The organism is Streptomyces sp. NPDC001068, assembly GCF_042897315.1.
Taxonomy (GTDB): domain Bacteria; phylum Actinomycetota; class Actinomycetes; order Streptomycetales; family Streptomycetaceae; genus Streptomyces.
This window is the reverse complement of sequence record NZ_JBIAYD010000008.1, coordinates 99,331-112,685: the sequence shown is the minus strand read 5'-3', so window position 1 is coordinate 112,685 and position 13,355 is coordinate 99,331. Positions and strand designations below refer to the sequence as shown.

The 13,355-nt window shown below is 73.4% G+C and carries 12 protein-coding genes; 7 read left to right on the top strand and 5 right to left on the bottom strand.

The window, feature by feature from the left end; genetic code table 11:
- Positions 1 to 25 precede the first annotated feature (25 nt).
- Complete coding sequence (locus ACFY3I_RS23065; protein ID WP_390862326.1) at positions 26 to 463, bottom strand: hypothetical protein; 438 nt, start codon at positions 461 to 463, stop codon at positions 26 to 28.
- A gap of 384 nt (positions 464 to 847) precedes the next feature.
- Here ACFY3I_RS23065 and ACFY3I_RS23060 point away from each other — a divergent pair, with 384 nt between their 5' ends.
- On the top strand, positions 848 to 1,903 hold the full coding sequence (locus ACFY3I_RS23060; protein ID WP_390862324.1) for a hypothetical protein: 1,056 nt from the start codon (positions 848 to 850) through the stop codon (positions 1,901 to 1,903).
- A 4-nt stretch (positions 1,904 to 1,907) separates the two neighbouring features.
- On the opposite strand, the gene ACFY3I_RS23055 is transcribed toward ACFY3I_RS23060, so the two are convergent.
- Together ACFY3I_RS23055 and ACFY3I_RS23050 are read right to left on the bottom strand one after the other, a co-directional pair.
- Positions 1,908 to 3,884 carry an Ig-like domain repeat protein gene (locus ACFY3I_RS23055; protein WP_390862323.1) on the bottom strand — a complete coding sequence of 659 codons (1,977 nt, stop codon included), beginning with the start codon at positions 3,882 to 3,884 and terminating at the stop codon, positions 1,908 to 1,910.
- A gap of 162 nt (positions 3,885 to 4,046) precedes the next feature.
- Positions 4,047 to 4,169: a hypothetical protein gene (locus ACFY3I_RS23050; RefSeq protein ID WP_365292903.1), complete on the bottom strand. Its 123-nt coding sequence runs from the start codon at positions 4,167 to 4,169 to the stop codon at positions 4,047 to 4,049.
- A gap of 196 nt (positions 4,170 to 4,365) precedes the next feature.
- Here ACFY3I_RS23050 and ACFY3I_RS23045 point away from each other — a divergent pair, with 196 nt between their 5' ends.
- Entirely contained in the window at positions 4,366 to 5,709 is a 1,344-nt protein-coding gene (locus ACFY3I_RS23045; protein WP_365292905.1) for a helix-turn-helix domain-containing protein, read from the top strand.
- A gap of 236 nt (positions 5,710 to 5,945) precedes the next feature.
- A complete protein-coding gene (locus ACFY3I_RS23040; RefSeq protein WP_390862321.1) occupies positions 5,946 to 6,740 on the top strand; it encodes an SDR family NAD(P)-dependent oxidoreductase in 795 nt (264 codons plus the stop codon).
- A gap of 16 nt (positions 6,741 to 6,756) precedes the next feature.
- Here the strand turns inward: ACFY3I_RS23040 and ACFY3I_RS23035 are convergent, their stop codons facing one another.
- A complete protein-coding gene (locus ACFY3I_RS23035; protein WP_365292908.1) occupies positions 6,757 to 7,536 on the bottom strand; it encodes a hypothetical protein in 780 nt (259 codons plus the stop codon).
- A 210-nt stretch (positions 7,537 to 7,746) separates the two neighbouring features.
- Between ACFY3I_RS23035 and ACFY3I_RS23030 the strand changes: the two genes are divergently transcribed.
- The 3 genes from ACFY3I_RS23030 to ACFY3I_RS23020 all read left to right on the top strand — a co-directional run bounded on the left by ACFY3I_RS23030 (position 7,747) and on the right by ACFY3I_RS23020 (position 10,400).
- A complete protein-coding gene (locus ACFY3I_RS23030; protein WP_390862319.1) occupies positions 7,747 to 8,742 on the top strand; it encodes a nucleoside hydrolase in 996 nt (331 codons plus the stop codon).
- Positions 8,743 to 8,822: 80 nt separating this feature from the next.
- Positions 8,823 to 9,827, top strand: a complete 1,005-nt coding sequence (locus tag ACFY3I_RS23025) for an ArsR/SmtB family transcription factor (RefSeq protein WP_390862318.1) — start codon at positions 8,823 to 8,825, stop codon at positions 9,825 to 9,827.
- Between the two features lie 90 nt (positions 9,828 to 9,917).
- Positions 9,918 to 10,400 (top strand): hypothetical protein, encoded by a 483-nt coding sequence (locus ACFY3I_RS23020; protein WP_365292913.1) that lies wholly within the window; start codon positions 9,918 to 9,920, stop codon positions 10,398 to 10,400.
- Positions 10,401 to 10,466: 66 nt separating this feature from the next.
- Here the strand turns inward: ACFY3I_RS23020 and ACFY3I_RS23015 are convergent, their stop codons facing one another.
- On the bottom strand, positions 10,467 to 11,417 hold the full coding sequence (locus ACFY3I_RS23015) for an LAETG motif-containing sortase-dependent surface protein (protein WP_390862316.1): 951 nt from the start codon (positions 11,415 to 11,417) through the stop codon (positions 10,467 to 10,469).
- 286 nt (positions 11,418 to 11,703) lie between these two features.
- On the opposite strand from ACFY3I_RS23015, the gene ACFY3I_RS23010 reads away from it, so the two are divergent.
- A complete protein-coding gene (locus tag ACFY3I_RS23010) occupies positions 11,704 to 13,350 on the top strand; it encodes an alpha-amylase family glycosyl hydrolase (RefSeq protein WP_390862314.1) in 1,647 nt (548 codons plus the stop codon).
- Positions 13,351 to 13,355 lie beyond the last annotated feature (5 nt).

The window sequence follows — 13,355 nt, the reverse complement described above, 5'->3', positions numbered from 1 at the left end:
GGGGCCCACGCGTGGCCGGCGGTGGTCACCGGATGCGATGACCGGCCGCGTCCTCGTGCGTGTAGAAGCGGTAGAACATCACGATGAAGGTCACCGCCGCGACCGACAGGGACATGGCGACGCAGCGCAGGATCGACTCGCCGCTCTGGCTGTACAGGAAGCCGAAGGCGATACCCATGAACGCCGTCCACATCACCGCGTGCACCTCCCGCCGCAGCCGGGAGGCGATCGTCAGCACGGCGAACAGCACCAGGGCGAAGACGACCGCGGTCACGAAGCCGAACAGCAGGTTCCAGCCCGTGATGGGACCGCCGCTGCGCCGGTTCGCGGCCGCCCAGTAGCCGTAGATCAGCCCGGTCACGACCGGGAAGGCCAGCCTGCCCATGAGGTGGGTCTGCGGGCTGAAGATGTCGGGAGTGGGGCCGCGCCGGGGCATGCCGGTCGTGGGTGCCGCTTGAGTCATGAGAGTGCTCCTCTCTCCTCGCCCCCGGATACCAGGGCACACCTGTGGGTACCCCCTGGCAAGTCGGCCGTCCGGGGTTGCCGCGGCCGCCACGGCGTGCGGCGGCTCCCGGCGCGGTCCGCCGACCGCCGTGACCGACCGCGCGGGGTGCTCCGCCACGGCCGGGGCCGTGTCTCCGACGGCACCACGATCTTCCCGATCCGCCGGTCGAGGTCCCCGTGACAGCACCCGGGCCGTGCGCGGGCGGCGGGCGACGCGCCGTCGGGCCCGGTAGCGCCCCGTAACACCCCGATCCCACCCCAAACCCCTCCCGTGCCCCCGCTTCGCAGGCGCAGCGGTTACCGTGCTGACGTAAGTGGACCAGGGGAACAAGGGGGAGGGCCGATGCCCGGAACCGTGCTGCTGCTCGCGGCCTCGCCGTCGGGCAGGGGGCGCCTGGTGGACGCGGCCTCCGTGCTCCCCGTACTCGCGGCCGTACCCCCGGCGGTACTCTCCGGCACCGACACCGCCAACGTCGTGGAACTCGCCGACCCGCTGGAGCCGCAGGCCGTGCTGACCCGGCTGCGGGCCGCCGCGGCCGCTCCCGGCCCGCTCACCGTCTTCGTCACGGGCCAGCTCCAGCTGGACCGCAGGCAGCGGCTGCCGCATCTCGCGCTGGCCCGGACCAAGCCCGCCACCGTCCGGTACACCGCCCTGCCCTGGCACTGGATCCGGGAGGAGCTCAGGCTGCGGCCGCCCGGGGCGACCACGCTCGTCCTGGACCTGCACACCGACCACGAGACCTGGGAGTGGCTGCGTACCGCGCCCCTGGACTCCGGGCGCAACAACGCGGTGTACGGGCGCATCGCACCGCCGCCGGCCCGCCGGGAGGTCGCCTCGCCGTCGTACATGAAGGCGGCGGCGACCGTGCTGCGCAGCGGACACCGGCCGCCGCCGGCGCAGCTGCACCAGCAGGTGCTCGGGCGGCTCGGCGCCGAGGCCGCGACCTGCATCCTGCTCAGCAGTCACACCCCGGACGGCGGGGATCCGCACGACGTCATCAGCGCGGCCGCGCGGGACGGCCGGTACGCGGAGGCCGACGGGCTGGCCGCCCGCTGGGAGGAGGCGGCCGCGCGGGCGCACGGGCCGGCCTCCGAGGAGGCCCTGCACTGGTCCGAGGTACGGGCCGACCTGGCGATGTTCGCGGGGGACGCGGTTCGCAGCTGCCGTACCTGGCTGACGGTCGCGCACGCCCGGCTGAACGCCGGGCAGCCTGCCGACGCGCCGTCCGTCGAGTCGGCCGTGGACCGCGCCCACCACCAGTGGGGGGCCATCGAGGACGCGGCGCGGGCCCGTGAACTGGGACCCGCGCTCGCGGAGTTGAGACTCAGGGTGCCGGGCCGCCGGGAGGGCGCCCTGGAGAACGTCCAGCAGCACCTGCGGCAGCTTCAGACCAGCTGAGGCACTAGCTCGTGAAGGTGAAGTACTTCCACGCGCCGTAGGTGGTGGAGTTGACGGTGTCGCCGGACGTGCCGTTGATGTAGTCGGAGCGGACCCGGAAGCGCCGGCCGACGTCCTGCTTGTGGTTGCCGGTGAACTCGACCCGGGAGACGCCGCTGGTGGCCAGCGCGAAGTACTTCGAGTCGTCCGCGTACCACCGGCCCCGGTAGTAGACCTGGAAGTCGAAGCGCTGCGAACGGCCGCCGTAGTACGGCATCTTGGTGGTGAACAGCGGGTTGTTGGTCCTGTGGAAGAAGTAGTAGGTCTCGTCCCAGGCCTTCTTCGTCCGGTACTGGCGGCTCACCGACATGGAGACGCTGACCTTCGCGCCCACCGAGGCGGACACCGACCGGGGCTGCCAGCGCGCGTCGCCGGAGAACTTCGCGGTGACCTTGGTGTCGCGCCTGAGGTCCAGGGTCACTGACAGGTTGCCGTGCGAGTCGACCTTGCCCGACCTGACCAGCCTGTCGGGCTTGTCGGCGCCGAACGGGTCGGCCCAGATCTCCACCGAGCGGTTCTTGTACGTCGTACCGAGGTGGGCCGTGAACTTCACGTCCTGCCCGTACGCGTACACCTTGCCGTTGTTGTTCAGCGTCAGCGTCGGTCTGGCGCGGGAGACGTCCACGGTGTCCTTGCCGGAGGCGGCCGTGTGCTCGGCGTCGCTCGCGTAGGAGACCCGGTACGTCACCTTGCCGCCCGCCTGCGGGGTGTCGGTGAACGTGTAGCTGCCGTCAGCCTTCACGGTGACGGCGGGCAGCGCCTTGCCGCCGGGCGCGTCCAGGTCGGTGCGGACCACCGTGACCTGGGTGCCGGCGGGCAGGGCTGCCGTCGAGGTGACCGTGCCGGTGACCGTGAGCGGCTTGGCGCGCGTGGCGGTCGCCGGGGCGTTCACCGTGACGGCGGTGGCCGCCCGGCCCGGGGTGTCGTACTCGCGCAGGGAGTACACGTCGTCGCTGTTGGAGGTGACCGCGAACAGCCGGGAGCCGTCCGGGGCCCAGGCCAGCCCGCCGGCGGCGAGGGTGTCCGATCCGGTGGTGGCGGCGGTGCTGGGGAGCTCGTAGGAGCGGACGGCCTCGCTGCTGCCCGGGTGGAAGATGTAGATGTCCGGGGCGTACCAGGCGAAGCTGCCGCCCGCGACCGTGCCGTCGGGCGCGATGGCGACCGCGTTCGGGTAGGCGCCGCTGGTGTACTTGCCGTCCTCGTCGAGGTCCGAGGTCTTGAAGATCTGGTGGTAGTAGGGCGCCCCGCTCGCCACCACGACGTCCTTGCCGTCCGGGGTGACCTGGAGGTCGTTGAGGTTGCTGCTGTTGGTGTGGATGTGGGCCAGCTTGGTGGCGGTGCCCGACGAGACGTCGTAGGAGGTCAGCGAGAAGGGGCTGGAGTCGCGGTCGCCCGCGATCAGGGTGTCGGAGCCGGGGGCCGCGTCCAGGACGGGCGCCGAGTACCAGCTGTTGTCCTGGCCGAGGGTGACCGTGTGCTGGTCGTCGGCGATGTCGACGGAGCCGATGTTGCCGGCGACGTCCCCGCCGTAGCCGAACCACAGCTTGCCGCCCGCGAGGGCGACGCTGAGCGGCTTGTCGCCGACCGGGTAGCGGGTGGTCTCGGTGTCGGTCGCGGTGTCGACGACGGCGATGGCGTCCATGTCCCGGACGGCCGCGTAGAGGGTGCCCGAGTCGGCGGACAGTTCGAGGCCGGCGACCCCGGAGAGATCGGTGGTGAGCTGCTTGATCACGTTGCCGGCGTAGTCGGTGACGACGATCTTGCCGTTGTCCGGGTCGCTGATGAAGATCTGCCGGTGCACGCCGTCGACGGCGACGTCACCGACCCACTTGATCGGCAGCGGGGCGCTGGTGTCGGCGAGGGCCGGCGTGGTGGCGGCCAGGGCAGCGGAGCTGAAGAGGACCGCCAGTGTGGTGGCGGCCGTGACGGTGCGGGTGCGCATACGCACGCTGATTCGAACCCCCCGGATCGAATGAAGTGAGTGTCACGGAGACGCGGCGCACGTGGGTGTGCTGTGGGCCGCGTGTGACGGACGTGCTGAAGAGTAGGTCATGCCGATGACACTCAGCACTCGGGAATCCGCACCGGGCCGGGTGGGGGTGCGTCAGCGCGACACGTGTCCGACGGCCGCCGGGGCGGTGGAACGCGGGCCGTCGTCCGTCGCCCTGGCGGGCCCGGCGTTGGCCGCCGTGATGAGCGCGGCCACGGCTATCACCGCGGCTGCCACACTACGGGCGGTAGGTGTCCCCCCGATCGGGCGAAGCCGGAAACGGGGCAGTGCGGTGGGGCGTGCGGATGTGCGTCCGAGCACGGCGACCTCGCAACGACAGGGGCGGGTTAAGCGTGTTTAATTCGCCGTTTAACCTAGGGGCTGACAGAGGTCAACGGCAAGAGGGCCAGGGGGAGTTGGGGGGAGTGACAGAATGCGGGAACGGGACGACGCGGAAACCATCGGACGGCGGGTGCAGCAACTGCGCGCCGAACGGGGACTGACACAGCGCCAGTTGGCCGAACCGGCCTACACACCGGCCTACATCTCCACGCTGGAGGCCGGACGGGTGCGGGCCTCCGACGAGGCGTTGCGGCACATCGCCGGGCGGCTCGGGATCGGCTTCGAGGAGCTGGCCAGCGGGCGACCCGCCCATCTCGCCACCGACCTCAGGCTGCGGCTCACCGAGGCACAGCGCACCCTGGCCACCGGCGCCGCAGAGGAGGCCGCCGCCCTGTACGCCGCCCTCTTCGAGGAGGCGGAGGCGCACGGACTGGCCGCCGAACAGGCCACCGCGCTGCTCGGGATGGGCGAGTGCGCCCTGGACACCGGCGAGCTGGGCCGGGCCAGGGAGTTCTTCGAGCGGGCCGAACTGTGGACCGCCGAGGAGCCGCTGCCGGTACGGGTACCGGCGATCCGCGGGCGGGCGGTCAGCCACTACCTCGCCGGTGAACTCCGGTACGCGGTCTACCTGCTGGAGTCCACGCTCGACGAGCTGAACCGGGGCGGCCTGCACGACCCCGACGCGCTGCTGCTCCTCTACGCCTCCGCCATCGGCCCGTACATGGACATGGGGGCCCACGCCCGTGCCGCCCAGGCGGCCGAACTCGCCCTGGCCCTGGCCCCGCAGGCCGGCGACCCGGCGCTGATCGCCCGGATGCACCGCTCGGTGGCCCGCACCCTGCTCGCCGAGGGCCGGGTGGCCGAGGCGGACGCCTCGCTGGCCAAGGCCGCCGAGCTGTACCGCCAGCTCCAGCTGCGCACCGAACTCGCCAACTGCCACTGGATGCGCGGCTACGTCTACGCCCAGAACGGCGAGCTGGAGCGCGCGGAGGCGGAGCTGCGGGACGCCCTCGCGATGCTGTCGGAGACCCGGGCCGCCCTGTACCGCAGCCAGGCGGCCGTGGAACTGGCCGACGTGCTGCACCGCCGGGACAAGTCCGAGGAGGCGGCCGCGCTCCTGCACGACGTGCTCGGTGACTTCTCCTCCGAGCGCGGCGCCGTGCACGCGGCCGCCGCGCACCGCCTGCTCGGGATCATCGCCGAGGACGCCCGGGAGACGGAGGCCGCGGAGGAGCACTACGTACGCGCGCTGAGCCTGCTGGAGCGGGCGGGCGCCGCCGGCGACCTGGCGGACCTGTGCCGGCTGCTGGGAGACCTGCTGCGCCGCAGCGGCCGGGTGGAGGCGGCCCTGGACGCCTACCGCACCGGACTCGGGCACCGCACCGCGCCGGGCACCACGACCCTAGGCCCGGCCCCGGCACAGCCACCGCTGTAGGAGGCCGGGTCCGGGCGCGGGGGCCGTCCGGGCGCGGGGGCGGCGCGTGCACGGGTGGGGGCGGCGGTCCTCGGAGCGCCGGGGGACATGGGTCCTCGGGCTCCCCCGGGGCGCGCCGTAGCCCGTTCGGACCAGGTGGCCGGGTCGGGCCGTCGCGGATGACGGACGGTGGCTTGCGTAGGCAGCGGCAGCCGGACCCCGGCATTCACAGGTGGACGAAGGGAACTCTCCCGCCCATGCATATCGATCTGACAGGACGCACCGCACTGGTCACCGGCTCCACGCAGGGCATCGGTGCCGCCATCGCCGCCGGGCTCGCCCGGGCCGGAGCCCGGGTGGGGGTCAACGGCCGTGACGAACGCCGGGTGGCCGACAGCGTACGGGCGCTGGCCGGGCAGGCGCCCGGCGCCGACCTGGTGCCCGTGGCCGCCGACGTCGCCACCGAGGAGGGCGCGGCCCGGGCGGTGGAACTGCTGCCCGAGGTGGACATCCTCGTCAACAACCTGGGTGTCTTCGGGTCCGCCGACCCGCTGGAACTCAGCGACGACGAGTGGCGGCGCTACTTCGAGGTCAACGTGCTCGCCGCGGTCCGCCTGACGCGGCTGTACCTGCCGGGCATGACCGGACGCGGCTGGGGGCGCGTGCAGTACATCGCCAGCGACTCGGCGGTGGTCATCCCGGCCGAGATGATCCACTACGGGATGTCGAAGACCGCGCTGCTCGCGGTGAGCCGCGGCTTCGCGAAGAAGGCGGCCGGCACCGGCGTGACGGTGAACTCGGTGATCGCCGGCCCCACGCACACCGGCGGCGTCGAGGACTTCGTGTACGAACTCGTGGACCGGGACCTGCCGTGGGAGGAGGCGCAGCGGACGTTCATGCGCGAGTACCGGCCGCAGTCCCTGCTGCAACGGCTCATCGAACCCGAGGAGATCGCCCACATGGTCGTCTACCTCAGCTCCGAGCAGGCCTCGGCCACGACCGGCGGCGCGCTGCGGGTGGACGGCGGCTACGTCGACGCGATCCTCCCCTGACCGGCCGGGCCGGGCGCTACGCCTGCGCCCGGCCCTGCTCCCTTACCTGGGCGAGGCGTTGGACCCCGACGTCGAGGCTCTGCCGGGCGGTGTCCGCAGGGAGGCTGCCGAGGGCGCCTGCGGTGAGGACGATCGCGTCGTCGCCGACCCGGACGACGGCGACGTCGACGGTGAGGGTGGTGGGGTCGTCGTCCGCCGCCGGCTGCGTGGTGAGGGTGACCCGCAGGCCCTGGCGGGCCTCGCCGAAGGCGGGCAGTCCGGAGTCGGCGACCTGGACGGTCTCGGTGCCGGCCGAGGTCGTCTGCGCGGAGAACTGCCCGCAGACACCGGGTACCGCGCGCAGCCACGCCAGGGTGCGGTCCACGTCGGCGGCGCGGCTCGCGTAGACCTGGTAGCGGAGCTGGGCGTCGTCGTCGCCGTCGTCGAGGACGGTGACCGCGTGCGGGCCGGCCGGTTCGAGCAGTTCGTCGGCGTACAGGGCGTCGAGCAGGCGCTGGCAGTCGGGCTGCGCGGTGACGGCCTTGAGCAGCCCGTCGTGCCAGGTGGCGGTGGAGTCGCCCGCCGTCCACGGCACCCCGAGGTCGGCCTCGCCGATGAGCGCGGACTGAGCCTGGTCGGGGGTGAGCGCCGGGACGCCGGGCGAGGCGGCCGGGCTGGCGGGCGCGGGGCGCTCCGCGGTGGTCGCGGCGGTCGCCGGGGAGGCGCCCGGCGCGGACGCCTGCGGCGGCCGGCCGGCCGTGCAGGCGGAGGCGGCGAGCAGGCCGGCCACGGCAAGACCGGAGGCGATGACTCTCATGGCGGGGGCCTCTCCGGGAACGGGAGCGGTGGGCGCGTGAGATCACGCCACCACCACCGGCGCGGGCCCACCACCGCTCCGGTCCTTCCGGGTGAGTCCACCACCCGGAAGGAGCCCCGCCGAAGCGGCCACCCGTGCCGGGGGCTCCCGTACCGGCCGTCGGGACGTTCCGGTCGGCGCATAGGGTCGGGGTGACGGAAGGAGCCGCTCGTGGCCGCTCAGCCCATCCCGGTGATCATCGACTGCGACACCGGTGTCGACGACGCACTCGCCCTGCTGTTCGCCGTACGGCACCCGGGGATCGACCTGCGCGCGGTCACCTGTGTGGCCGGGAACACGGACGTGGACGGGGTGGTGCGCAACACGCTGACCGTCCTGGAGCGGGCCGGGGCCGGGGACGTACCCGTCGCGCGGGGGGCCGAACGGCCGCTCATCGAGGCGGCCCGGTCGGCCAGGCACGTGCACGGCACGGACGGCATGGGCGACCTGGGGCTGCCCGCGCCCGCCCGCCGCCCCGCCGACGTCGACGCGGTCACGCTGCTCCGCCGCGAGATCCTCGCCTCGCCCCGCCCGGTCACCCTCGTCCCGACCGCGCCGCTCACCAACATCGCCCTGCTGCTGCGCACCCATCCCGAGGTCACCCGCAACATCGAGCGGATCGTCTTCATGGGCGGCGCCGTCGCCACCGGGAACGCAACTCCGGTCGCCGAGTTCAACGTCTGGCACGACCCGGAGGCCGCCGCGGTCCTGCTCACCGCCGGAGTGCCGATCACCATGTACGGCCTGGACGTCTTCCAGCGGGTCGTGGTCCCGGGCGCGGACGTGCGGAGGCTGCGCGCGAGCGCGGAACCGGGCGCCCGGCTCGCCGGCGACCTGCTGGCGCACCGGCCCGCCGCCCCGGACCCGGACGGTGACGACCCGGCCGGCGGTCTCGGCGACGCGGGCGCGGTCTGCGCCGTCGCCGACCCGGCGGGCCTGACGACCCGGCACCTCCCCGTGGAGGTCTCGCTGGCTCCGGGACCGGCCAGGGGCCAGACCCTCGTGGACCGCCGGCCCCGACCGGGCGAGGCCGAGATCCACGGCGGCGGCCGCGAACGGACCATGGTGGACGTGGCGCTGGACGTGGACGTCGCCCGGTACGTGCAGCTGTACCTGGACACCGTCGTCACCGACCGGGTCAAGACTGCGGCGGGCAAAGACAACTGAAAACACCCTTGCCCGCTTCGCGCGGGACGGGTGACGCTCGTGGGGCAACCCGGTGACCGACCACCATCGGAGAACCCCCCATGTTGCGGGTGCACTTCACGTCCGACGACGTCGCGCGGGTACGTGTCGCCGCCGGGCCCGACCATCTCTGGGAGATCGCCAACAGTTTCCAGGGACTGTTCCGCGACGCCGACGCCGTGTCCTTCGGGCCGTGGCGGCGGCTGGTCCGCCCCCGGCTGGGCGGCCCGGCGGACCGGCTGCTCGCCGGTCTGCTGCCGGGCCGCGGCTACTTCCCCGACTTCCTCACGCCCGCCGCCGGCGGCCACGACGACCTGACGACCGCCCTCGACACCGTGCTCCGCGCGCCCCGCACCGCGCTGCGCGACGACCTCACCCTGCTCGCCGCCTCCCCGTACCGGCGCCGCCCGCTGCCCGACCTGGCCCGGGCCCTCGCCGACGGCGACCCGGGCGCCCTGCGCCGGCTGGGAGCCGCGCTGCACGGCTACCACGGGCGGGCCCTCGCCCCCTACTGGCGGGCGATCCGCGGCCAGATCGACGCCGACCTCGCCACCCGTGCCCGCGCGGTCCTGGCGGGCGGCGCCGACGGACTGCTGGCCAGCTTCGACCCCGTGCTGCGCTGGCGTCCCCCGGTGCTGGAGGCGGACTACCCGGTCGACCACGAGGTCCGCCTGGAGGGGCGGGGCCTGTTGTTGCAGCCGTCGTTCTTCTGCACCCGAAGACCCGTCACCCTGGCCTTCCCCACGCCCGACTGGACCCCGGTGCTGGTCTACCCGATCCACCACACCCCCGGCTGGCTGAGCGGCGGGTCCCCGCGCGCAACCGAGCTGGGCGCGCTGCTCGGCCGCACCCGCGCGGCCATCCTGGAGGACGTGGTCACCGGCCGCACCACCGGGGAGCTCGCCGCCCGCTTCGGCATCTCAGGGGCCGCCGCCAGCCAGCACACCGCCGTGCTGCGCCGGGCCGGCCTGCTGCTCAGCGTCCGGCGCAGCAGGTACGTCGTACACACCATCACCCCGGCCGGGCTCACCCTGCTGGAGGCCGGGCCCCGTAGCCCGGCACCCTGAAGCCAGGGCTTAAACATGTGGTGGGGCGACGGCGTGACGGACAGCCTGGTGGGCGTCCAAGTCGCCGTTCCTCACAGGGGGTTCATCAGAATGCGCGACATACGATCGGTCATCGGGCTGCTCGGCGCTCTCGTGCTGGCGCTGGCGGCCCTGTTCGTGGCGGGGCCGGCCCAGGCGGTGCCGCAGCGGACCGGCGGGCACGTCCTCGTCCTTCCGCCCGCACCCGTGGGGGCCGCGTCGCAGTCCGTGGCGGCCGCGGTCTCGCCGACGTCCTCGCCCGCCGTGCGCACCGCGCACGGGAGCCCGGGCCAGACCTACACCTGCGCCTCCGGCAACCTCTGCGCGGTCGTCTGGGACCCGACGACCAACGACTACAAGCAGTTCTTCTTCTACAACTGCGCGCGCTACTCGCTGTCCTACTGGAACGGCACGGGCAACTTCTACGACGCCCAGACCGGCGGGGTCACCTCGTACTTCTACGGTCAGAGCGGCAACGTGCTGAGGTCCTTCACCCCGGACTTCACCAACCACGACCAGGACTGGGGTCCGGTCTGGTCCATCCGCAACTGCTGACCACGGCAGCGGGTGCGCCCCGGCCGCTCCTCGCGGCCGGGGCGCACCCGTGTGCGTCGCCCCGGGTCAGCCGGTGGCCTTGCGGCGACGGGTGGCGACGACGATCGCCGCGCCGCCGGCCAGCAGTACGGCCGCGCCGCCCGCGATCAGCGGGGTGGTGGAGCTGGCGCCGGTGTGGGCCAGGTCGCCGCCGCCGGAGCCGGAGTCGGTGCTCGGGGCCGGCGCGGGGGCGGTCGTCGACTCGGAGGCGGAGGCCGACGGCGTGGCGGTGCCGGTCGACTCGCTCGCCGAGGGCGAGGGAAGCTGCGCGGGCGGCGGGGTGGTCTCCCCGGCCGGGGTGGACTCCGAGGCGGAGACCGACGGGGTCGGGGACGGGGAGGACGACGCCTCGCCGGTCGCGCAGTCCTTGGTGCCGCCGTTCCAGGACGCGATCAGCTTGTCCTTGATGACCGCGTGGTCCGGGCCGGCCGGCAGGTCACCGTGTTCGAACCCGTCGTTCGCGTCCTTCTCGCCGTCGAACTTGACCGCGCCCCGGTACAGGTCGATCTGCGCGAAGCAGCCGGCGTCCGGGACCGCGATGTCGAGGGAGTCGGTCTGGCCCTGCTTGACCGTCACCGAGTCGAAGTCGACGAAGATCTGCTGCCCGGAGGTGGCGAAGGAGGCGCCGTGGGCCAGGTAGGAGGCGAGCGAGGCGGTGCAGCTCGCGGCGCCGGCGGCGGCACGGACCTTGATGTGGACCTTGCCGTCGTCGGTGACCTTCAGGTTCTGGTCGTCGACCTTCACCGAGTCGAAGAAGTCCGAGCCGTCGACCGAGAACTGGCACCTGTCGGTGCCGGTCTCCCTGCCGGCTCCGGTGCCGGGGCTGTAGTGGCCGCCGGACTTCCAGCCGTCACCGCCCGGCGCGCCGCCGTGCGCGAAGGCGCCGGACGCCCCGGCGACGGAGGCGGCACACAGGGCGAACGACGCGAGGCCCGTCCCCAGCAGGCGGTGCGCGGTGACATGTCTGGTTATGGACATGGATATCCCATCGTGGATCTCGCGAGGAGAGCAGCGGAGGCTGCGGAAAGAGAAGAGGCACCAGGCTCATTGGTCACATGCGCCACGGTGTGGGCCCATGGTCGTGTGACGTGTCGAAGCCTGTCAACCTGCCCTGAATCAAGTGGTGTTCAGGACTCATCACAACTCCTGCACAGGGGGAGCGATCCACTCCGGCCCGTGTGAAGGTTCGCTTTCTCGGCAATCTGGACAGACTTGTTCTCGGTTTCCCTCCGCCCGGTTCTGCTCCCGTCCGAAAGGAACGCGCGTGGCCGACCTCTCCTCCCGTAACCCCGACTGGTGGCGCCAGGCCGTGATCTACCAGGTGTATCCGCGCAGCTTCGCCGACGCGGACGGCGACGGGCTCGGTGACCTCCGGGGCGTCACCGAGCGGCTGCCCCATCTGGGCGCGCTCGGCGTGGACGCCCTGTGGCTCAGCCCGTTCTACCCGTCCGAACTCGCCGACGGCGGCTACGACGTCGCCGACCACCGGGACGTCGACCCGCGCCTTGGCACCCTGGACGACTTCGACGCGATGGCCGCCGAGGCGCACCGGCTGGGTCTCAAGGTGATCGTCGACATCGTCCCCAACCACACCTCGCGGCTGCACCCCTGGTTCCAGGAGGCACTGCTCGCGGGTCCCGGATCGGCGGCCCGGCAGCGGTACGTCTTCCGCCCCGGCCGCGGCGAGCACGGTGAGCTCCCTCCCTCCGACTGGCAGTCGGTGTTCGGCGGCAGCGCCTGGCGGCGGGTCCCGGACGGCGAGTGGTACCTGCATCTCTTCGCCCCCGAGCAGCCGGACCTGAACTGGGACCACGAGGAGGTCCGCGCCGACTTCCGCACCACCCTGCGCTTCTGGTCCGACCGGGGCGTCGACGGCTTCCGTGTCGACGTGGCGCACGCCCTGGTGAAGGACCTCGCCGAACCGCTGCGGGACGTGGCCGAGTTCGGCGCGACCGGCGAACAGGCGCTGGAGCGGGTGCCGCCCGGCACGCACCCCTACTGGGACCGTGACGAGGTGCACGAGGTCTTCCGGGACTGGCGCGAGATCCTCGACGCCTACACCCCGCCCCGTACGGCCGTCGCCGAGGCCTGGGTGCCGGGTGCCCGCCGTGCCCTGTACGCCCGCCCGGACGAACTCGGCCAGGCCTTCAACTTCGAGTACCTGCAGACGCCCTGGGACGCCGGCGCGCTGCGTGAGGTGATCACCGGCTCCCTGGCCACCGCCCGCGCGGCCGGCGCCTCCGCCACCTGGGTGCTCTCCAACCACGACGTCGTGCGGCACGCCTCCCGGCTGACGCTGCCGCCGGACACGGACGAGAACGCCTGGCTGCTGTCGGGCGGTCGCGCGCCGCGGATCGATGTCTCTCATGGCCTCCGCCGGGCCCGCGCCGCCACCCTGCTGATGCTGGCGCTGCCCGGATCGTCGTACGTCTACCAGGGTGAGGAACTGGGCCTGCCCGAGGCCGCCGACCTGCCCGCCGACGTCCTCCAGGACCCGGTCTGGGAGCAGACCGGCCACGCCCGCAAGGGCCGCGACGGCTGCCGGGTGCCGCTGCCGTGGACGGCGGACGGCCCCTCCTACGGCTTCGGGGCGGGCGGTGCCTGGCTGCCGCAGCCGACGTGGTTCGGGTCGTACGCCGTCGGGACGCAGGCCGGTGCCGCGGGCTCCACCCTGGAGATGTACCGCACCGCGCTGCGGCTGCGCCGCAAGCTGGTCGAGGGCGAGGCGCTGACCTGGGCCGCGGCGCCGGACGGGGTGCTGCACTTCGCCCGGTCGGACGGCTGGCGGTGCGTCACGAACGTGTCGGACGCGCCGGTGCCGCTGCCGCCGGGCGAAGTGCTGCTGGCCAGCGTGCCGCTGCCGCTGGACGGCACGCTGCCGCCCGACACCACGGTGTGGCTGGGCGCCTGACGCGG